General features: G+C 61.6%; 22 protein-coding genes and 1 pseudogene. 12 read left to right on the forward strand and 11 right to left on the reverse strand.

The window, feature by feature from the left end; genetic code table 11:
- Positions 1-53 precede the first annotated feature (53 nt).
- Positions 54-1,082: an amino acid ABC transporter substrate-binding protein gene (locus ACYG9Y_RS15345; protein ID WP_023671480.1), complete on the reverse strand. Its 1,029-nt coding sequence runs from the start codon at positions 1,080-1,082 to the stop codon at positions 54-56.
- Positions 1,083-1,540: 458 nt separating this feature from the next.
- On the opposite strand from ACYG9Y_RS15345, the gene ACYG9Y_RS15350 reads away from it, so the two are divergent.
- The 5 genes and pseudogenes from ACYG9Y_RS15350 to ACYG9Y_RS15370 all read left to right on the forward strand — a co-directional run bounded on the left by ACYG9Y_RS15350 (position 1,541) and on the right by ACYG9Y_RS15370 (position 5,758).
- A complete protein-coding gene (locus ACYG9Y_RS15350) occupies positions 1,541-2,710 on the forward strand; it encodes a cystathionine beta-lyase (protein ID WP_023739195.1) in 1,170 nt (389 codons plus the stop codon).
- 225 nt (positions 2,711-2,935) lie between these two features.
- A complete protein-coding gene (locus tag ACYG9Y_RS15355; protein WP_023739194.1) occupies positions 2,936-4,024 on the forward strand; it encodes an HPP family protein in 1,089 nt (362 codons plus the stop codon).
- A 103-nt stretch (positions 4,025-4,127) separates the two neighbouring features.
- A pseudogene (locus ACYG9Y_RS15360) lies at positions 4,128-4,796 on the forward strand (RNA polymerase sigma factor).
- Positions 4,797-4,911: 115 nt separating this feature from the next.
- Positions 4,912-5,436: a DUF4142 domain-containing protein gene (locus tag ACYG9Y_RS15365; RefSeq protein ID WP_023705691.1), complete on the forward strand. Its 525-nt coding sequence runs from the start codon at positions 4,912-4,914 to the stop codon at positions 5,434-5,436.
- Positions 5,437-5,446: 10 nt separating this feature from the next.
- Positions 5,447-5,758 (forward strand): cupredoxin domain-containing protein, encoded by a 312-nt coding sequence (locus ACYG9Y_RS15370; RefSeq protein ID WP_023739193.1) that lies wholly within the window; start codon positions 5,447-5,449, stop codon positions 5,756-5,758.
- Here ACYG9Y_RS15370 and ACYG9Y_RS15375 read toward each other — a convergent pair.
- Positions 5,734-6,618, reverse strand: a complete 885-nt coding sequence (locus ACYG9Y_RS15375; RefSeq protein WP_023739192.1) for a crotonase/enoyl-CoA hydratase family protein — start codon at positions 6,616-6,618, stop codon at positions 5,734-5,736. The genes ACYG9Y_RS15370 and ACYG9Y_RS15375 overlap by 25 nt on opposite strands.
- Before the next feature lie 81 nt (positions 6,619-6,699).
- On the opposite strand from ACYG9Y_RS15375, the gene ACYG9Y_RS15380 reads away from it, so the two are divergent.
- Positions 6,700-7,290: a TetR/AcrR family transcriptional regulator gene (locus ACYG9Y_RS15380; protein WP_023739191.1), complete on the forward strand. Its 591-nt coding sequence runs from the start codon at positions 6,700-6,702 to the stop codon at positions 7,288-7,290.
- Positions 7,291-7,387: 97 nt separating this feature from the next.
- On the opposite strand, the gene ACYG9Y_RS15385 is transcribed toward ACYG9Y_RS15380, so the two are convergent.
- The gene (locus ACYG9Y_RS15385) at positions 7,388-8,614 is read right to left on the reverse strand and encodes an anion transporter (RefSeq protein WP_023739190.1); all 1,227 of its coding nucleotides are present in this window, start codon (positions 8,612-8,614) and stop codon (positions 7,388-7,390) included.
- A 766-nt stretch (positions 8,615-9,380) separates the two neighbouring features.
- A complete protein-coding gene (locus tag ACYG9Y_RS15390; RefSeq protein ID WP_023671471.1) occupies positions 9,381-9,617 on the reverse strand; it encodes a hypothetical protein in 237 nt (78 codons plus the stop codon).
- 273 nt (positions 9,618-9,890) lie between these two features.
- Here ACYG9Y_RS15390 and ACYG9Y_RS15395 point away from each other — a divergent pair, with 273 nt between their 5' ends.
- The 5 genes from ACYG9Y_RS15395 to ACYG9Y_RS15415 all read left to right on the forward strand — a co-directional run bounded on the left by ACYG9Y_RS15395 (position 9,891) and on the right by ACYG9Y_RS15415 (position 12,862).
- Positions 9,891-10,217, forward strand: coding sequence for a hypothetical protein (locus ACYG9Y_RS15395; RefSeq protein ID WP_023712723.1), 327 nt, complete (start codon positions 9,891-9,893; stop codon positions 10,215-10,217).
- A 774-nt stretch (positions 10,218-10,991) separates the two neighbouring features.
- Positions 10,992-11,159, forward strand: a complete 168-nt coding sequence (locus tag ACYG9Y_RS15400) for a Thivi_2564 family membrane protein (protein WP_023694668.1) — start codon at positions 10,992-10,994, stop codon at positions 11,157-11,159.
- Between the two features lie 13 nt (positions 11,160-11,172).
- Entirely contained in the window at positions 11,173-11,466 is a 294-nt protein-coding gene (locus ACYG9Y_RS15405; RefSeq protein ID WP_023739188.1) for a hypothetical protein, read from the forward strand.
- Between the two features lie 161 nt (positions 11,467-11,627).
- Entirely contained in the window at positions 11,628-12,098 is a 471-nt protein-coding gene (locus tag ACYG9Y_RS15410; RefSeq protein ID WP_023739187.1) for a GFA family protein, read from the forward strand.
- Positions 12,099-12,667: 569 nt separating this feature from the next.
- Positions 12,668-12,862 (forward strand): hypothetical protein, encoded by a 195-nt coding sequence (locus ACYG9Y_RS15415; RefSeq protein ID WP_023671466.1) that lies wholly within the window; start codon positions 12,668-12,670, stop codon positions 12,860-12,862.
- An 82-nt stretch (positions 12,863-12,944) separates the two neighbouring features.
- Here ACYG9Y_RS15415 and waaF read toward each other — a convergent pair whose 3' ends face one another.
- The gene (gene waaF, locus ACYG9Y_RS15420) at positions 12,945-13,967 is read right to left on the reverse strand and encodes a lipopolysaccharide heptosyltransferase II (RefSeq protein ID WP_023739185.1); all 1,023 of its coding nucleotides are present in this window, start codon (positions 13,965-13,967) and stop codon (positions 12,945-12,947) included.
- A 654-nt stretch (positions 13,968-14,621) separates the two neighbouring features.
- Between waaF and ACYG9Y_RS15425 the strand changes: the two genes are divergently transcribed.
- Positions 14,622-15,467: a glycosyltransferase family 25 protein gene (locus ACYG9Y_RS15425; RefSeq protein ID WP_050593141.1), complete on the forward strand. Its 846-nt coding sequence runs from the start codon at positions 14,622-14,624 to the stop codon at positions 15,465-15,467.
- Positions 15,468-15,486: 19 nt separating this feature from the next.
- Here ACYG9Y_RS15425 and msrA read toward each other — a convergent pair whose 3' ends face one another.
- From msrA to ACYG9Y_RS15455, 6 genes are all read right to left on the reverse strand, one after another.
- Positions 15,487-16,005, reverse strand: coding sequence for a peptide-methionine (S)-S-oxide reductase MsrA (gene msrA / locus ACYG9Y_RS15430; RefSeq protein ID WP_023671461.1), 519 nt, complete (start codon positions 16,003-16,005; stop codon positions 15,487-15,489).
- A gap of 68 nt (positions 16,006-16,073) precedes the next feature.
- Positions 16,074-16,397, reverse strand: a complete 324-nt coding sequence (locus tag ACYG9Y_RS15435) for a hypothetical protein (protein ID WP_023689880.1) — start codon at positions 16,395-16,397, stop codon at positions 16,074-16,076.
- 3 nt (positions 16,398-16,400) lie between these two features.
- The gene (locus tag ACYG9Y_RS15440; RefSeq protein ID WP_023739181.1) at positions 16,401-16,592 is read right to left on the reverse strand and encodes a hypothetical protein; all 192 of its coding nucleotides are present in this window, start codon (positions 16,590-16,592) and stop codon (positions 16,401-16,403) included.
- Positions 16,577-16,816, reverse strand: coding sequence for a hypothetical protein (locus ACYG9Y_RS15445; RefSeq protein WP_023684348.1), 240 nt, complete (start codon positions 16,814-16,816; stop codon positions 16,577-16,579). Before ACYG9Y_RS15445 ends, ACYG9Y_RS15440 begins: the two co-directional genes overlap by 16 nt.
- Positions 16,817-16,912: 96 nt before the next feature.
- Complete coding sequence (locus tag ACYG9Y_RS15450; RefSeq protein ID WP_023689878.1) at positions 16,913-17,116, reverse strand: hypothetical protein; 204 nt, start codon at positions 17,114-17,116, stop codon at positions 16,913-16,915.
- Positions 17,113-17,802: a glycoside hydrolase family 108 protein gene (locus ACYG9Y_RS15455; protein WP_023739180.1), complete on the reverse strand. Its 690-nt coding sequence runs from the start codon at positions 17,800-17,802 to the stop codon at positions 17,113-17,115. Before ACYG9Y_RS15455 ends, ACYG9Y_RS15450 begins: the two co-directional genes overlap by 4 nt.
- Positions 17,803-17,928 lie beyond the last annotated feature (126 nt).

The raw sequence follows: 17,928 nt of genomic DNA on the forward strand, positions 1-17,928 counted from the left end.
CCTGGAAAGAGAAACCGGAAGGCAGATGATCTGCCTTCCGGATCACATTTCGATCAGCGGATCGGCGGTGCGTATTGCAGGCCGCCCTTGGTCCACAGCGCATTGATGCCGCGCGCGATCTTCAGCGGGCTGCCGGTGCCGACATTGCGCTCGAACATCTCACCGTAATTGCCGACTGCCTTGACGATGTTGACGACCCAGTCATTGCTCACGCCAAGGTCGGTTCCGATCTTGGTTTCGGCTTCCTGACCGAGCACGCGCTTGATCTCCGGATTATCCGAGGTCTTCATCTCTTCGACATTGGCCTGGGTGATGCCCAGTTCCTCTGCCTGCAACAGGGCGAAGTAGGTCCACTTGACGATGTGGTACCACTGGTCGTCCCCCTGGCGTACGGCGGGGCCGAGCGGCTCTTTGGAGATGATCTCGGGCAGCACGACATGGTCGGCCGGCGCACTCAGCGTCAGGCGGATGCCATAGAGGCCGGATTGGTCGGTGGTGTAGACGTCGCAGCGGCCGGCGTCATAGGCAGCGTTGACCTCTTCCAGCTTTTCGAAGACGACCGGGTTGTACTCCATCTTGTTCGCCTTGAAGTAATCGGCGAGGTTGAGCTCGGTGGTGGTGCCGCTCTGCACGCAGACTGCCGCACCTGAAAGCTGCAGCGCCGAATTGACGCCAGGCAGTTTCTTCGCGTTGATCATGAAACCCTGGCCGTCATAATAGGTGACGCCGATGAAGTTCAGGCCAAGCGCGGTATCGCGATTGATGGTCCATGTGGTGTTGCGCGACAGGAGATCGATCTCGCCCGACTGCAACGCGGTGAAGCGCTCCTTGGCGCTGAGCGGCGTGAACTTGACCTTGGAGGCATCGCCGAAGACTGCACCAGCGACAGCGCGGCAGAAATCCGCGTCGATGCCTTTCCAATCGCCTTTGTCGTCAGGCGCCGAGAAGCCGGCCAGGCCCGTCGAGACACCGCACTGGATGAAGCCCTTCGCCTTGACGGTATCGAGCGTTGTCGCCGACGCGGCCGAAGCCATCCATCCAAGCGCAGCGGCACCGAGAATGCCAATTGCAATATGTTTCATAACCCACAGACCCTTTTCTGTTTTCAGGTAAACCCTGATCCTCAGGCAAATCCTGATCTTTTCCCGCGTGAACCCGGCTCCCATCCGGCTCATTCCGGAACCTCGCGTCGTAACCGACGCCCGGCCCCTCCCATTCACGAACTGCATCGAAGGCGATTATCTCTGTGAGGTCAAGGGAAATGACCGTTTCACGACAGCTTTGAAAACCAATTGCCGCAAATGCCTGAATTGCGGACAACAGCATCAGGAAAGCAGCAAGCCCCGCAAATAAAACCGGCAAAGTCCGTCGACGCTAATCCACATCCACTCATGAAATCCGCGGCTCTGGATCGCCACGCATACCAGACTATTCATGGGGGAATTGGCCTATGCAAAGGGCACCGCCTGGCGGGCGCCCGCTGTTGCACGGCCAATGCCGCCGCTCTATGGCTAGCGCTTTCACCACGAGGCGAAGAGCAATGGCGACTGACGGCAACGAAATGGGTATCAACACGCGGCTTGCCCATTCGGGCAACAATCCGCACGACTATTTCGGCTTCGTCAATCCGCCGATCGTGCATGCCTCGACCGTGCTCTATCCCAATGCGTCGGCGATGGCGGCGCGCAGCCAGAAATACACCTATGGCACACGCGGCACGCCGACCACCGATGCGTTGGCGCATGCGATCGACGCGCTGGAAGGCTCCGCCGGCACCATAATCGTGCCGTCGGGCCTGGCGGCGGTGACCGTCCCGTTGCTGGCGTTTCTCTCGGCAGGCGATCACATCCTGATTGTCGATTCCGTCTACCATCCGACCCGCAATTTCGCCGACACGATGCTGAAGCGGCTGGGTGTCGAGGTCGAGTATTACGATCCGCATGCCGGCGCCGGCATCGCCAGCTTGATCAAGCCGAACACCAAAGTCGTGTTTACGGAATCACCGGCCTCCAACACCTTCGAGGTGCAGGACGTTCCGGCGATCGCCAAGGCGGCGCATGAAACGGGCGCCATCGTCATGATGGACAACACCTGGGCAACGCCGCTCTATTTCCGTCCGCTCGACCACGGCGTCGATATCTCGATCCATGCGGCGACGAAATATCCGGCCGGGCATTCGGATGTGCTGCTGGGCACAGTGTCTGCCAATGCCAACTGCTGGAAGCAGCTTTGCGAGACGTTCTACACGATGGGCTGCTGCGCCGGCCCCGACGACGTCTACCAAGTCCTGCGCGGCCTGCGCACGATGGGCGTTCGGCTGGATCACCATCAAAAGAGCGCGCTTGCCATTGCCGTCTGGCTTGAAGGCCAGCCCGGCGTGGCGCGCGTGCTGCACCCGGCGCTCCCCAGCCACCCCGACCACGCGGTGTGGAAGCGTGATTTTTTCGGCTCGAGCGGCATCTTTTCCATTGTGCTCAAAGGCGGCGGCCAGAGACAGCAGCACGCTTTCCTCGATGCGTTGAAAATCTTCGGTCTCGGCTATTCCTGGGGCGGCTATGAGAGCCTTGCCGTGCCAGTCTTCCTCGGCGACCGTACCGTCGCCAAGGGCCCCTATGACGGCCCGCTGATCCGGCTGCAGATCGGGCTCGAGGATGTCGAGGACCTCAAGGCCGATATCCTGCGCGGGCTGGAAGCGGCCGCTGCGGCATGACACCAGCAAACTTGCGAAGCTGATTCCGCTAGCCCGCTTAACCGTTGAAAGGATTGGCGAGCGACTTTCGTAGGGCGATCGACGTCGCAAAGCCGCTCATGGGTAGACCAAGCGCAATGTTATTTCCCCAACGCGCGCTTTTTCGGATCGGTTTGACTTTCAAAATCGTCGGCCCAACGCCATTGCAGGCGCTGCGCGCACAATTCCAGCCGGACTGAGCTTGCCATGGCCTTTCGTCTCTTTGTCCCCATTCTCGCCGGCGCGACGCTGCGCGAGCGCCTCATCGCCTGCATCGGGGCGATGATCGGCATTGCGCTGACCGGCGCGATCGGCGCGCTGGTGCTTGGCAATGGCCCGCATGTGCCGCTGCTGGTGGCGCCGATGGGGGCGTCGGCGGTGCTGCTGTTCGCGGTGCCTGCAAGCCCGCTGGCGCAGCCATGGTCGATCATCGGCGGCAATACAATATCGGCGCTGGTCGGCGTGATCGTGGCCCATTTCGTCCATCAGCCCGTTCTCGCCACGGGCATTGCCGTGGCGATGGCGATCGCCGCCATGTCGTTCTCGCGCTGCCTGCATCCGCCGGGCGGAGCCGCCGCACTGACCGCCGTGCTCGGCGGGCCGGCCGTGATCGGTGCCGGCTTCCTGTTTCCGTTCGTGCCGGTGGCGCTGAACTCCATGATGCTGGTCGCGCTCGGCTATGCTTTCCACAGGCTGTCGCGACGCAGCTACCCGCATGTGCCGGCCCCTGCCCCGAAAAGCACGCACGGAACCAGCGATCCGCCGGCTCAGGAGCGCATCGGCTTCCGGGCCGAGGACATCGATGCCGCGCTGGCTGCGCTCGACGAGACCTTCGACATCGACCGCAACGATCTCGAACAGCTGCTGCGACAGGTCGAACTGCAAGCGACGATGCGCGCACACCGAACCATGTTGTGCGAGGACATCATGTCGCGCGACGTGATTTCGGTCGATGAACACGCGTCCGCCGATCGGGCGCGTCATCTGCTGCTCGACCACAATATCCGCACGCTGCCGGTTGTAGACAAGGACGCCAGGCTGGTCGGCACCGTTGGATTGAGGGAATTGGCGCGAGCCGACGAAGCCGTCGGAAGCGTTACGTCGACAGCGTCGACCGCCGCCGCCGGTACGCCCGCCATGGCCCTGCTACCGGTGCTCACCGACGGCCGCACCCATGCAGTCATGATCGTGGACGGGGACAGCCGCATCCTTGGCCTGATCACGCAGACCGATCTGCTTGCGGCAACGGCACGAGCGCAGGCTGCTGACAAGCCGCTGGCGGAAGCAGTATTCTAGGCGCCGTCGGAGCCGGGCGAAAATGGCCGGGAACCTTTTGCCGGCGATGTCATCCAATGTCTTGATCGAGGTTTCGAACGGGGATTGGATCGAGGAACTGGCCATGCCTGCTATGTCTCTACCAATGCCCACTGCTGCCTCAAGCGAGATGCTTCTCGTGCGCCGCGCGCTGGCACGCGAAGGCAACGCCTTCCGCATCATCATGAAGACCCATAATCAGCGGCTCTATCGCATCGCTCGCGGGGTGGTGCGCAACGATGCTGAAGCCGAGGACATCGTCCAGGAGGCCTATGTCAGAGCCTTTGCCCATCTCGATGCCTTTCGCGGGGAGTCCTCATTGGCCACCTGGCTGTCGCGCATCGTCATCAACGAGGCGCTCGGTCGTCTGCGCAAAAGGCGGCGGACGGTGGCGAAAAACCCGCAAGCCGAAATCATCCAGTTCCCCCTCAATCCCAGCGACGATCCGGAGCGGACGATGGCGCAGCGGCAGATCCTCGAGTTGGTGGAACGGGCGACCGACAGCCTACCCGATGTTTATCGGACGGTGTTCGTGGCGCGGGTTATCGAGGGGCTCAGTATCGAGGAGACCGCCGAGCTGCTTGGCGTGCGGCCGGAAACCGTCTAGACAAGGCTACACCGCGCCCGCGCCCTGGTACGCAAGGCACTCGACGACCAGATCGGGCCGGTGCTGCTCGACGCCTTCCCGTTTGCCGGCCGGCGCTGCGACAGGCTGACCAGCGCCGTCATGCAGCGGCTCGGCCTGGAGAGCTGATCATCGGCTGATTTGGCCGATTTCCCCGGGAACGTTTGCCGCCGCTGCGCATCCAATGACCGTCAACTGAAAAACACGGCCCGGCGCGATCCCGCGTCCGGGCGAAGGAGATGCCATGGTTACCCGACACACCGCCGCCCTCGCTGCCTTGCTGCTGCTTGGCGCTGCCCCGCTCGCGCAAGCCGCCGACAAGCCGACGGACCCGCAGATCGCCCACATCGCCTACACGGCAGGCGTCATCGATGTGGAAGCCGCCAAGCAGGCGATCAAGAAATCGAAGACCAAGGAGGTCGTGGATTTCGCCAACGACATGGTGCGCGACCACGAAGCGGTCAACGCGCAGGCACTGGAACTGGTAAAGAAGCTGAAGGTGACGCCGGAAGACAACGCAACCAGCCAGGCGCTGACCAAGGCTGCGGCCGAGGAGCGGGCGAAGCTCGCCAAACTCGACGGCGCAGCCTTTGACAAAGCCTATGTCGACAACGAGATCGCCTACCACAAACAGGTCGACGGCGCGCTTGAAACCCTTTTGATCCCATCGGCCAGTAATACCGAGTTGAAGAGCCTGCTGGAGACCGGCCTGAAGATTTTCCAGGGCCATGAACAGCACGCCGAGCATGTTGCAGGTATGCTGAAGTAAGGACCAGGCCATGTCGAAACGGCAGCTGTGGATTGCACTGGCGCTGGTCTTCGGGACCTCACCCGTGCAGGCCGAAACCATCCAGGTCACCATCGACAAACTTGTCTTTTCGCCGGCCACCGTCGACGCGAAGGTCGGCGACACGATCAAGTGGGTGAACAAGGACGTGTTCGCACATACGGCTACCGTCAAGGGTGGCTGGGAAGTGATGATCCCGCCGAAGACAACAGCGAGCCTGAACCTGCGGAAGGCGGAAGCGGTCGAATATTTCTGCCGCTTCCACCCCAACATGAAAGGTCATGTGGCCGTGACGGCGCCTTGATCCCGGTCCGCAAGCCCGTCCTGCTGCGTTGAGGCTCGCCTGGCTTCATCCGGCCGGGTGATGTGTGTCCACGAGCCGTCACAGCCCGGCTGGCGCCGTGCGATCCAGGCATCCAGCCCTTCGCGCAGATCAGCGGTCGGTGCCATGCGGGCGAACTGCTCGGCCTCGACAGCCAAGCCTTCCGCGATGCTCTGGTTCAGGCCCCGCGCCACTGCTGTGAGGATCGAGGCAATTGCTGCAGGAGAATGTCTGGTCATGCGCCGGGCAAGATCAATTGCGGCGGGCATCAGCTCCTCATGCGGCACCACCTGGTTGACGAGGCCGAGTTCGACGGCGCGCGGCGGCGGGAAACAATCGCCGGTCAACAGCAGCTCGAGCGCCCTCTTGCGCCCTGCCAGTCTCGGAAGCCGCTGCGTGCCGCCGAAAGTAGGCGGCATTGCAAGGTTGATCTCAGGCTTGGCGAACAAGGCGCGGTCGCTGGCGATAGCGAGCGGCACGGCTTCGGTGATCTCGCAGCCGCCGCCGAAGGCGATGCCGTTGACGGCGGCGATGACGGGCTTGCGGAATGCCTCCAGCCTTGCCGTCAGCCGCTGTCCGCGCATGACGAAGTCGCGCAGGGCAACGTCGACGCCGATGGCCACGCTGCCTGAGAATTCATGGATGTCGCCGCCGGCGGAGAAGGCGCGCTCTCCTGCTCCAGTGAGGATGACGGCGCGGATGGCACCGTCGGTCTCGGCGGCATCGAGGAGCGCAAGCAGGCGATCAATCAGCGCATAGTTCAAGGCGTTGAGCTTTTCCGGCCGATTAAGTGTGAGGATGGCGATCCCGTTGCGGGCCTCGGTGAGCACAAGCTCGGTCATGTCTTTTCCTTCCGTGTGTTTGTCGACGGAGAGGATCAGGCTTTCGGTTGTATGTATATTCACTGGTCGGTATACTTGCGTATGAGCGAAGCACCGAGCCCTACCCGCAAACGCATTGTCGATGCCGCAACGAAGCTGTTCTATGCCGAGGGGATCGGCCGCGTCAGCGTCGATGCAGTGGCGGAAAAAGCCGGGCTGACCAAGCGCACGCTCTACTATCATTTCAAGAGCAAGGACGATTTGATCGCGGCCTATCTCGACGGTCGCGACCAGCCGAACCTCAAGCAGATGGCCGGCTGGTTCGAGATGGCCGAAGGCGATGTCGAGCGCAAGGTCGAGGCGATTTTCACCAATCTGGCGCGCGTGGCGAAGCACCCGAAATGGAGAGGCTGCGGCTTCCTGCGCACGGCAGCCGAACTCGCTTCCATGCCCGGACACCCCGCCGTTAAAGCGGGGGCGCGGCATAAGCAGAATTTCGAGACCTGGTTGGCCGGCGAACTCTCAGGCCACGGCGTCGACGAGCCGCGGACCCTGGCGCGCGAAATCGTGCTTTTGATGGACGGCGCGTTCTCGATCATGCTGATCCACCGCAACCCCGACTATGTCGAGGCGGCCGGACATGCCGCTGCAACGCTGGTTCGGGCAAGGTTAGGATCGGCGACTATCCGCTAGAGCGTTTCACCGTCTAATGGAGACGGCGAAACACTCTATCTCTTTGTTTTGACGCAATCCGGACGGAAAACCGCTTCACACTTTTCGTGGAGTTGCTCTAGAATCCAGCCGCCAGCCATGCCGTGCCGACGGCAAGGGTGAGCAGCGTCAGTGGCAGGCCGACCTTGAAGAAGGCTGAGAAGGACAGCTGCGTGCCGGCCGCCCGCGCCTGTTCGGCGACGATCAGGTTGGCGACCGAGCCAAGCAAGGTGAAGTTGCCGGCCAGCGTCGAGCTCATCGCCACCACCAGCCAGGCACGCCCGGGGTTTTCAAGGCCGGGTATGAATGGCCGCAGCGCCAGCACGGCCGGAACATTGCTCATGATGTTGGAGAGCACCGCGGTGAAGCCCGATAGACGCCAGACGTCGTCCAGCCCGAGGTTCTTGGCCGAGGCGATGATGTCGGGCGTCAGCAGCGTCTTTTCGGCGCCGGCGACAACGATGAACAGGCCGGCGAACATGAACAGCAGCGGGCCGTCGATCTCGCGGTAAATGCGTGCCGGCTTGATGGCGCGGGTGAGCAGCAGGATGGCGCCGCCGATGAGCGCTGCCTTGGCAACCGGTACGCCGGCGAAGAAGGCGATGGCCAGGCCAATGCAGACAACCACCGCCTTCAGCACCTGTCCCGGCAGCATGCGGCCGCGATAGACTTCCGGGTTGAGATCGGCGGTGCGGGCGAATTCGGCGCGGTAGACGATGCGCACGATGACGACGACCGCGACGAGGCCGAAGAGGGCAACCGGCGCCAGGGCGGCCGAAAAAGCCGGGTAGGAAATTCCCGACAGCGCGCCGATGACCATGTTCTGCGGGTTGCCGGTGATGGTGGCGACGCTGCCGCAGTTGGACGCGGTGGCGGTGGCGATCAGATAGGGAATGGGATTGCGATTGATGACACGGGTGACGTGGACGATGATCGGCGCCATGACCAGGCAGATGGCGTCGTTGACCAGGAACGCCGACAACACGCCGGTCAACAGCGTCACCATCACCAGCAGCACGAAAGGCGCGTGCGCATGCTCGATAGCGTAGGCGCCAAGCGCCCGGAAGGCGCCGGACACCTTCAGATGCGCCACCACGATCATCATGCCGAGCAGCAGCGTAATGGTGTCGAAATTGATGGCGCGATAGGCATCTTCCATACTGAGTGCGCCGATGGCGATCATCGCCGCCCCCCCCAGCAAGGCGATCCCTGCCCGGTCGAGACGGAGGCCTGGAATACGCCCGATTGCGACGCCGGCATAAGTCAGGACAAGGATCAAAAGTGCCGCTGCGCCCATCAATGTCATTGGCAGACATCCTTGTCCAAACGAACCGACGCAGGAACGGACTGTTCCCGCTCGGGCATTTGCCGGGCAGCTTTAACGCCGCTCCAGCAAAGCGAAAGCCTATAACGATCCGAATGCGAAAATCGGTGGGCAAAATCGCGGGTTGACCGATGCCGGGAGCAACCGGAGCTTGATCTTGAGACGGCCGAGATTGGGAATGAGACACGCGCGGCGGACTGCCGGTGGCCTGAGATTGCCATCCGCGAACTTCCCCTCGGAAGGCTCTCGTGGCGTATGTAATTTAATTCTAATTTAGGCTTTCCGGGTATGGATAGCTTAGCCATATTTCGGCCTTGGGGTTTCAGATGGTCCAGGTTCTTGAGAGGGAATGCCGTGTCTCGGAGAACGAGGCTCTGCTGGCGCGTCCGATGGAATGTCCACAATGCCACGGAACCCGCAAGGTGTTTGTCTGTGCCCGGTGGGCCAGCTCGAACGGCCATTGCTGCCCCGGAGGAACACACCGGCTCAGTTGCCCCGGTCACAGCGTCGCGTGCATGGAGTGCGAAGAGAACCTTGAGCGTGTCTGAAGCGATCGCGACTATTTCCTGTCGGGAAAACGCAAAAAGCCCGCTCCGGCGAACCGGAGCGGGCTTTGCAACCATACGCCAAGAGTACCCTGCTGAGACCAGTACCCTGCCGAGAGCCGACCCGCTTTGCGTTTCCGCCACCGCAATAAATTGGTAGCGGCACTTCCAGAAAAAGCGATTGTTGGCTAACCGCCGTCGAATTACTCGCCCGACTGGCCGTCGCCAGTCACACTGCTGCCCAGAATTCCAAAGTCCTGAGACTTTGTTCCTTGTCCCGCAGTCAGGAATCCATCCGCATCCAGGCCGCGCCGCAGCAGTTCCCGCACTGCCGCGGACCGGCTTGGCATGCGCTTTTCGAAGCGCCAGTTTTCCAAGGCAGCCAATTCCTCGGCTGTCAGCATGATCTGCAGTCGCTCGGGTCGTTCCAGCTCGGCCATTCGCGCCTCCAACCGTCAAGACCAAAAATATGGTGAGTTAGTATGTGTCTCAATTGCAGTATAGCTAGGGGTCCCCGTGCAGCGCGTCAAGAGAGGCTGATGGGTGACTCACATACAAGACCAACGATGAGGAAGACACGCCGATAGCACAACCCGCGCAGTCTTCTAACATGTTGATTTACTTGATAATATTTAATATTCTTCTTGCCATCTGAAGGTCGTTGGCGCATCTTGATCACGACGGGACAACCGGCTCCTGAAAGGAAGGTTTCCATGCGCTACGGATATTCGGCTCGGCTACGAGAGGATCTCAATTCACGGGTCCTGGGCGCGCTGCGCTCGCGCGGAATGGTCAATATTGCGGTGGTTGCCGAGGACATACGATTGCGTAACCTGGACGAGAACGTCGCCCTTGAAGACGTCGAGCGGCTCGTGATGCAGACGGCCCAACTCTACGGCGCGGTGATGGAGTTGGACGGACTGACCTCCGTCGAGGCGGGGAGATTGACTTCGCTTGCCGACGATAAGCACGAACTGCCTGGCATCGGCAATTCCGACACCACAGGCGGCCAAACCGCTCCCCTGCTGGGATTGTCCTAAGGCGCGACCCGCTCTTTCAATCGACAAAATCCGCGAGAGAGATTTGGACTGAGCGCAGCGGCGCCTGGAGCGTCCAGACGACGCCTTGTTCCCCAAATTCCAGTTGTCCGGTGCCGCTAAGCGCTTGTGGTGCAACCCGCTGGAGGACGACGGAGCCAAAACCGCGGCGCGTCGTCCCACTCAGGTTCGGCGGCCTCGTTGTAGAACGTGATGCGGCCCCGTGTGTCGATGGTGTAGGCTGCAACGGGCAACGCTCCCAACAAACTGGCGGGCCCGACACCTGGGATTCCAATCCCCGCATGTTGGATGACGTATTCCCCTACCCCAAATTCCTCACCTGCTCGATTTGCCCGTTCCGCGGTAGCTGAGATGCACGTGCGAGGTTTCGGTTCCCGTCGTCCCCTTGGGACGGCAATTGTTCTCCTGCGAAAAGGTGATCACCCGCCGGGCGGCGCCGGATCTCAGGGCTCGCGCAAATGTCGACAACGAAGCGCAACTCAGGCCGTATTTGTCGGAAGCTCGTCAACCCGAGGCGGTTCTCCCGTTAGCCCAGCCTGACGCCAGCAACAAGTCGCCTGGAAACCGTGTCGCCGACGGCAAACGACAACATTGCGGCAAACAGGCCCTGATCGGCATCCAGCTTCAAAGGCCGCGGAACGTTGTTTCGCGGCCTTTACGCTGCGCCGATGGCTTCGCATCGACAGGAACCAATCAAGGGCCAGAGCGTTTGCCGCTGCGTACTCTTCTCAGACGTAGCCAGACGGAGTGAGGGACATGGCTTCATCGGTACTTATCGGCATTCTGATCACTTTCCTGGTGATCATCCTGGTGCTCTATCTCGTCCAGCGTCTGCCGCTCGATGGCCGCACGAGGCAGATCGCGCAGATCGTTGTCATCATTATCGGCATCATTTCGCTGTTGAAATACCTGGCCGTATTTTAGGATAAGGGTCGCCATGACATCCCAAACAATCGCATGGATCATCGGAACGGCGTTGTTTGCCGCAACAAGCACGGCCTACGCCCGACCCGACACGCGTTCGATGACCTGCGAGGAGACGCAGCGCCTCATCCAGAGCCATCACTCGGCGGTGTTGACGACCGGCCGGAATACTTATGATCGCTATGTCCGCCAATACGGCAACGAGTGCGACTGGCCGGAGGTGCCGGTCGCTGCCTCCGTTCCGACACGTGATGGCCAGTGCCGTGTCTATTCGTGCCGGGAACCGGTATTCGATTTCCCGAACTGACATATCCAGCAGCCTTGCGGCGGTCGTCGCCATGGCGCTGCCGGGTCCAGACAATGCATTGCGCGAGGCGACATGGAACCGTTGCGCCGCGCGTGAATTGATTGTGCGCATGGCGCTGCAAGATGTAGCGGTGTGATGCCCAACCAGATGGAGGAGCGGTCATGCCCAATGATACAAGGCGGAGCGGCAGCTGCCTGTGCGGCGGCATCCAGTTTTCGGTGACGGGAGATCCCTTTCGGATTGGCCTTTGCCATTGCAAGGACTGCCGCAAGGCTAGCGGGTCGGCTTTTTCGACGTTTGGAGTGTGGCCGCTCGAGGCGTTCGAAACGACGGGTATCGTCAACAGCTACGGCGACAGAAGTTTTTGTCCCACCTGCGGCGGCCGGGTGCCTTTGGTTCGGGAGAATGAGGTGGAAGTGACAATTGGCAGCCTCGATGAGGTGCCCACCGAAGGGCTGGAGCCCAGCTATGAACTCTGGGTCAATCGCCGTGAGCACTGGTTGCAACCCTTGCCTGCTGCCCGGCAATTCGAGCACGACCGGGTCGATGAGGAGCCGACAAACCGGACAGCCGAACCAATTTCTGACGGTGTCGAGACGCCGTCTAGCTTGCCGCAACGCAAGTCGGCCTAGCGCGAGCGGCGCAGACAGCCGGCGGGCAGGAAATCGTTCTCGAAACCGCCCGATGCCGACAGGACCGGGTCCGACAACATTTCACCCGGTAGAAGCCAAACGCAAAAAGCCCGCCTTGGCGTCAAGCCAAGGCGGGCGGTAGATCATCCGGCCTGCGCTGCCGTGGAACGATGGGCTGGCCAAAGCCCTGGGCTGAGACCCGGTGCCGTTTGTAACCGGCGATTGACTACGTAGCGGCCCGGTCAGCTGGAATTCGTCTTGTGGTTGCAACGATGCTACGTTTTGTTTGGAAACGAGAGCTTAAGACCATGCAATATCGTTACGTCAACTATGCTGTCCAAGTATCTCGTGGTGTGAACTGAAGGAACCTTCCTGTCTTGTACAAAAGAACGCTTTGTTTATTTTGTTTCCGTCACCTAGTGTAGCGAATCTTGAAGCCGGATGGAGCGGTTTTCATGCAGCCAGCGCCTTCGCAGGATCGCGGTCCGCACGTGCAATATCCACTTCACGGCAATCTTCATGCAAGCATAGTCAGCGCAAAGTTCATGCGCAGACATTGGGGGGCACCAATGGACCAGCCGAGCAAAATGGAGAACCTGCAGTTCGCGCAAGGGATGCTGCGGGAGCTTCGGCAGAAAGCCGAAGCCGACGGCGAGAAGCTTCTGACCTACCTCATCGACATGGCCTACCTTGAAGCCAGCGACCGCATCCGTGCCCACTGGGTCGGCAATCACGAGCCCGAAAACCGCAGGGCCAAGGGGTAGTGTCAAGGGGTAAACCCGAAACGGGGCTATGGTTGCCCCACGGAGCGTTTGATCAGACGCTTGGGGCCGGCGAGGCCACCGGTCAGTTGGCAATACCGGCTGAGAGGTCAGCCAGAACCTCCCTCACCCGAGTTTCGCTGACGCCGCGCGTGTCCTTGACCCAGCTGGGCGTCGAAAGCGGCGGTTCGATAAAGCGAACATGGTTGTTTACGGGCCCATGCACATAGGGGCGATTCAGCCCGTAGATGAGCGCGCATGGGACGTTCAGGGCAGCGGCGGCGTGGGAAATCCCGCCATCAACCCCGAGGAACATGGTTGACGCAGCGATCTGGCACATCGCGTCAGCAATCGACGGGGTCGAGGTGAAGTCGATTGCCTCAGGAATGGCGGCGCGGATTTTTGCGGCACCGGCGTGCTCGCGCGGTCCGCCCACAATCCAGATTGCCCAGCCGCGATCATGATGGTCTCTGGCGATCGAAATGAAGCGCTCGACGGGCCATGAGCGGAAATTCTCAATGTCGGCAGTATAGAGCGCCAGTGCCGGTCCGTCGGCATCGATCTTCTTGTGCTGGCGCCATTCGTCCAGTTCGGCCGGATCGACCACAAGCCGGGGCGCCGGCCACTCTGCGCCCGCAGCCGGCTTTTCGCCAAGCGAGGCAATCGAGCAGACCTCCTCGAACAGCCGCGTCTTGCGGGGTCCGAAGGCCCATAGATGGGCCAACCAGCCGGCGGGGAAGCGATTGAGGAGGCCGAATTGCAACTCCTGCGGATAGCCGATGCGCTCCTCTATTCCGGCCATGAACGCCATCAGCGCCGCCTTGGTGCTGCTGGTCATCAGATAGGCCGTACGGTAATTTTCCTTGCGCAACTCGCCAACCAGGCGGCTGCGCTCGCCAAAACCGGGGCGCTGATGACGCTTGGCAAGCGCCCAGCCCTTCCTGACATGCGGCATCAGGCGCGCCAGCGGCGCTGCAACGGGCGAGGTGACGACATCTATGGGGCGATCAGGAAATCGCGCAGCGATGATCTGGATGGCGGAATGGCAACGGACGAAGTCGCCGACCGCGGGGAAGCCGACGAAGAGGATTGGATCGCCGGTCGTCAAGGAAGCGCTTCGCCGCCAAGGATGCGGTGTGTAGGGGTCGCGGGAAAATGGACCCGAGGCATTTCGGGACCGACCGAAGCGTGCAGGACTTCGTCCTGTGGGCGACCGGTGCCGGCAACCGAACCAGCGCCGATGCAAACCAAATCGACATGACGTTGAATCAGCCGCATTGACCTTGCCTCACAATGCTCTCAAAGACGGCCCAGTTGCGTCATGAGCTGGGCATTGTCAAGGTCGCGCCAGAAACGCGAAAAGCCGCGGCGGCCTCGATCGGGTTACGGAATCGTTAATCAGCGCTTGCTACTATACCGGATGACCAAGAATCTCGGCAATGCACCCAGGACCATCTCCAGACAACAGCCAAAGACCTCCGCTCTTGGTCGGCTGACGCCCGCCCTGTTTCCCCTTGTGGTCGTCGCGCTCGGATACGTGATCGGTCGGCAATTCTTCGGCTTCTAGGGCGACTCGTCTAGGCGCGCACGGTAAAGGCTCGCGCCACGCGGGGGACGCCGTCAATGTCCACCCAACCTCCAAAATCAACCGGGGCACCGTACGCCGCTACCCACTGCCCCGCACGTAAGCAAATTTTGTGCAATCACGGGAACGTGATATTCACTGATCACCGGACAAAGGGGGGCGCTGATGAGGTGTCTGGTGATCAATCTTGATCGTTCTCGCGATCGGCTGGCGCATGTCGCGTCCGAGTTCGGCAGGATCGGAGTACCATTTGAGCGTGTCTCCGCCATTGATTGCCCCGATTGCTGCTCTGTCGCCAAAAGCCCGCTGAGCGCTGCTGAGGTTTGCTGTTTCCTGAGCCACCGCTCGTGTTGGGAGATCGTTGCGAACGCCGCGGATCAATATGGCGCGGTTTTCGAGGACGACGTCGTTTTCGGCGCGGGCGCCGGCTCGCTGCTTGCTTCTGATCGATGGGTGCCGCGCGATGCCGATGTGATCAAGCTGGAAACGCATTTTGCCAAAGTGAGGGTCGGACGCAAGGAAGTCGCTCTCGATGATGGGTTTTCGCTTGCCAGACTTTATGGCCTGCACGCGGGCGCCGCAGGCTATGTCATCTCCAGATCGGCAGCGCAAAGATTGCTGCGCAGGACCATGCATCTGAGAGGAGAGGTCGACTTCGTTCTTTTTCACCCAGGATTTATGACCTGCTCGCTCAATCGAATCTATCAGATCATGCCGGCGCTTTGCGCACAGCACCATTTTGTTTCGGGACGAGAGCGCTTTCCAAGCCTCGTGCGACGGCCCGGGAGGCGGCCAAAACCATTTCTCGATCGAATTGTCGGAGAAGCGGTGCGAACCTTCGCCTATCTTCGAAACCAGAGCCTGACCGGAACAAAGAAGATCGAGGCCGTCGCGTTCTCAGGCTCTGAGGTCGATGGCAAAACCGTCCGCGGCGCGTTCATCTATGGGCAGCCCGAGCACGGCCACCTCAACAAGGCGGCCGGCATACCGATCGCGCGGAAGAATAGTTCGACCGCCAGATAAGCAGACGATAGAGGCTGCGCTACGAAACAGCCTTTTCGCGGACCGGAAGCTTCCAGCCCGGCCTGACAAAGTGGCAGGTATAGCCGTTGGGGTATTTCTCGAGATAGTCCTGATGCTCTGGCTCCGCCTCCCAGAAATCGCCCACCGGCGCAAGCTCCGTGACGACCTTGCCCGGCCACAGTCCAGAGGCATCGACATCGGCGATGGTGTCTTCGGCGACGCGCTTCTGCTCGTCGCTGGTGTAGAAGATCGCCGAGCGATAGCTCATTCCGACATCGTTGCCCTGGCGGTTCCTGGTGGTCGGATCGTGGATCTGGAAAAAGGATTCGAGCAATGTGCGAAAGCTGATCCTGGCCGGATCGAAAACGATCTCGATGGCTTCGGCATGGCTGCCGTGGTTGCGATACGTGGCGTTGGGCACATCGCCACCGCTATAGCCGACGCGGGTAGAGATCACGCCGGGATAGCGCCGGATCAAATCCTGCATGCCCCAGAAACAGCCGCCGGCAAGGACTGCACGTTCGGTAGACGTCGCCATATCATACCTCCATTGGATTGCTCCTTAGGTAGGCATTGTCGCTGGCTTCTTCCAGCATCTCAAGTGCATCACTCGTTGCCGGCCGAGCCGAACCGCCGCACGATGACCTCGAAGACGATGTCGGAAATCCACATGGCCGAGACGCCGATCAAAAAGGCGGCGGCGAGCGTCGTGGTGTCGTCGGCCGGATCGGGGATAGGCATGCCGGTTGCCCTGAACCAGGCGACGGCAGGCAGCGTCAGATACGCAGCCGCCAGCGCCCCGCAGATCGGCGAGGCAATCATCTCGCGCAGCTTGTAGCGATGGCGCGACAGTGCTCTCAGCACGCCGCCGGCTAGCCCGGCGGCGACGACCGGCCCCTTGATGCCGAGCATGTCGAAGAGGTCGTGCATCGGCTAAGGCCTCCATCCGCAGAGCTTTTGTCCCTTGCGGTTGTGCGCCAAGAGCGCTCTCGCCTCGGCGTGCGACAGGACGTCGACGGCTTTGGCCGACAGGCGCAGCGGGCTCGAAATCGCGCAGAAGCCGCCCGAAGCAGTCGTGCACCCGGCAAGCGCCACAAGCAGCGCAACCATCAGTCCCTTGCCCATGATTTCAGCTCCTTTCGAACAGCGTCCGCCGGCAATGCGCCGACGTCGTTCTGCACCTGCTCAGCGACCGCGCGCGCCGCGGCCTCAGCGGCCGCCAGTTTGCCGCGCTCGGCCCTGGCGCCGGCCAGCCGCTGGTGAGCGCCCCAGCAAAGGGCGGCGATGACCGATGCCAGGAAGCCCAGCAGCGCTTTGTTGCCAAGCAGGACGGCGAGGAGCGCGCTCACAGCAGCCACCCGGCGACAAGCCCGGCGGCAAAGCCGATAGCATAGGGTTTCGCGGCTTCGAGATAGGCGATGAGCAGTTGTTGAAACCCTTCCATGTCAGTGCTCCCAGCCGGATTTGCGGGCCAGCCAGTGCCAGGTCTCGGTGACCGAGGCGATGGCGAGACCGGCGGCGATCTCCAGACCAGCTTGAATGTCGGGGTCGGAAGAAAATGCCGCCGCGTCGTCGGCGCCGAGCAGGCCACGCGCGACCAGAACACCGGCGCCGTACCGCAAGCCGATGCGGATGAAGACGGCGATCATGTCGAACTCCTTGCGAAAATCGATTTCAGGATTTGAAGCAGCGCACGCCAGAACGGCAGGCGTTCGACGGGACTGACGCGCCCGCCGGTAGACACCGGCGGCATCGCACTGCCGGGCTTCGGCGAGAGCGCTGATGGCTGGGGCGGGGTGCCCGGCAAAGGTGCCGCGGGCTGTAGTGCCGACATCAACAGCGCCTGGGAACGGACCGACCGGATGCGATCGCTCCAACCCTTGCCGAAAACCCGCCAGGTCGGCAGCCGCCGCAGGAATGCCAGGCGGGCATCGCAAAGATCGTCGATGACTGCGCCCGGTGGCCTGGCGCCGACAGCTTTGAGCGTGGCCGGGCCGATCCTGCCGTCCTGTGCGGTGCCAACTGCCGCCTGCAGATATTTAGCCGCCCTGCCCGGCCCACTGTTCACGGCGAAGTCGAAGACGGCATAGTCGACACCGCCGGGAAGCTCGGCGCCCGCAGTGGCATCCCAATAGAAGCGGCGATAGACCGTCGCCACCTGAGCATCCGTGATATGGCGAAGGTCGTCCTTCGTCGCATCCGCCTTCACGTAGCGGCGGAAATTGGCCAGCGTCACGCCCTTCATGGTTGCGCCGCCGGGATCGGCCGGATTGTCGGACCAGCCGCCTTCCGATTTGAGGACGAGCGCAAGCGCCCGCGCGAAGTTGCGGTCCATGGGTAACCTCAGGAGATTGTGGAATTTAGCTCGGAGACTTTAGCCAGTCACAGATCACGCACAGGAGACGAGTGTCCTGTTGATCCTGACTGTGCCGACGGCATGTCGGTTGGCCGGCTATAACGC

The sequence above is a fragment of the Mesorhizobium sp. W050 genome (assembly GCF_054719535.1).

Coding starts and splice junctions, on each gene's coding strand:
- ACYG9Y_RS15385 (WP_023739190.1), bottom strand. CDS start 8,614: ATGACATTGATGGGCGCAGCGGCACTTTTGATCCTTGTCCTGACTTAT.
- ACYG9Y_RS15350 (WP_023739195.1), top strand. CDS start 1,541: ATGGCGACTGACGGCAACGAAATGGGTATCAACACGCGGCTTGCCCAT.
- ACYG9Y_RS15390 (WP_023671471.1), bottom strand. CDS start 9,617: ATGGCCGAGCTGGAACGACCCGAGCGACTGCAGATCATGCTGACAGCC.
- ACYG9Y_RS15405 (WP_023739188.1), top strand. CDS start 11,173: ATGACATCCCAAACAATCGCATGGATCATCGGAACGGCGTTGTTTGCC.
- ACYG9Y_RS15450 (WP_023689878.1), bottom strand. CDS start 17,116: ATGATCGCCGTCTTCATCCGCATCGGCTTGCGGTACGGCGCCGGTGTT.
- ACYG9Y_RS15415 (WP_023671466.1), top strand. CDS start 12,668: ATGGACCAGCCGAGCAAAATGGAGAACCTGCAGTTCGCGCAAGGGATG.
- ACYG9Y_RS15370 (WP_023739193.1), top strand. CDS start 5,447: ATGTCGAAACGGCAGCTGTGGATTGCACTGGCGCTGGTCTTCGGGACC.
- ACYG9Y_RS15345 (WP_023671480.1), bottom strand. CDS start 1,082: ATGAAACATATTGCAATTGGCATTCTCGGTGCCGCTGCGCTTGGATGG.
- msrA (WP_023671461.1), bottom strand. CDS start 16,005: ATGGCGACGTCTACCGAACGTGCAGTCCTTGCCGGCGGCTGTTTCTGG.
- ACYG9Y_RS15365 (WP_023705691.1), top strand. CDS start 4,912: ATGGTTACCCGACACACCGCCGCCCTCGCTGCCTTGCTGCTGCTTGGC.
- ACYG9Y_RS15380 (WP_023739191.1), top strand. CDS start 6,700: ATGAGCGAAGCACCGAGCCCTACCCGCAAACGCATTGTCGATGCCGCA.
- ACYG9Y_RS15375 (WP_023739192.1), bottom strand. CDS start 6,618: ATGACCGAGCTTGTGCTCACCGAGGCCCGCAACGGGATCGCCATCCTC.
- ACYG9Y_RS15410 (WP_023739187.1), top strand. CDS start 11,628: ATGCCCAATGATACAAGGCGGAGCGGCAGCTGCCTGTGCGGCGGCATC.
- ACYG9Y_RS15395 (WP_023712723.1), top strand. CDS start 9,891: ATGCGCTACGGATATTCGGCTCGGCTACGAGAGGATCTCAATTCACGG.
- ACYG9Y_RS15435 (WP_023689880.1), bottom strand. CDS start 16,397: ATGCACGACCTCTTCGACATGCTCGGCATCAAGGGGCCGGTCGTCGCC.
- ACYG9Y_RS15355 (WP_023739194.1), top strand. CDS start 2,936: ATGGCCTTTCGTCTCTTTGTCCCCATTCTCGCCGGCGCGACGCTGCGC.
- ACYG9Y_RS15400 (WP_023694668.1), top strand. CDS start 10,992: ATGGCTTCATCGGTACTTATCGGCATTCTGATCACTTTCCTGGTGATC.
- ACYG9Y_RS15455 (WP_023739180.1), bottom strand. CDS start 17,802: ATGGACCGCAACTTCGCGCGGGCGCTTGCGCTCGTCCTCAAATCGGAA.
- ACYG9Y_RS15440 (WP_023739181.1), bottom strand. CDS start 16,592: ATGGGCAAGGGACTGATGGTTGCGCTGCTTGTGGCGCTTGCCGGGTGC.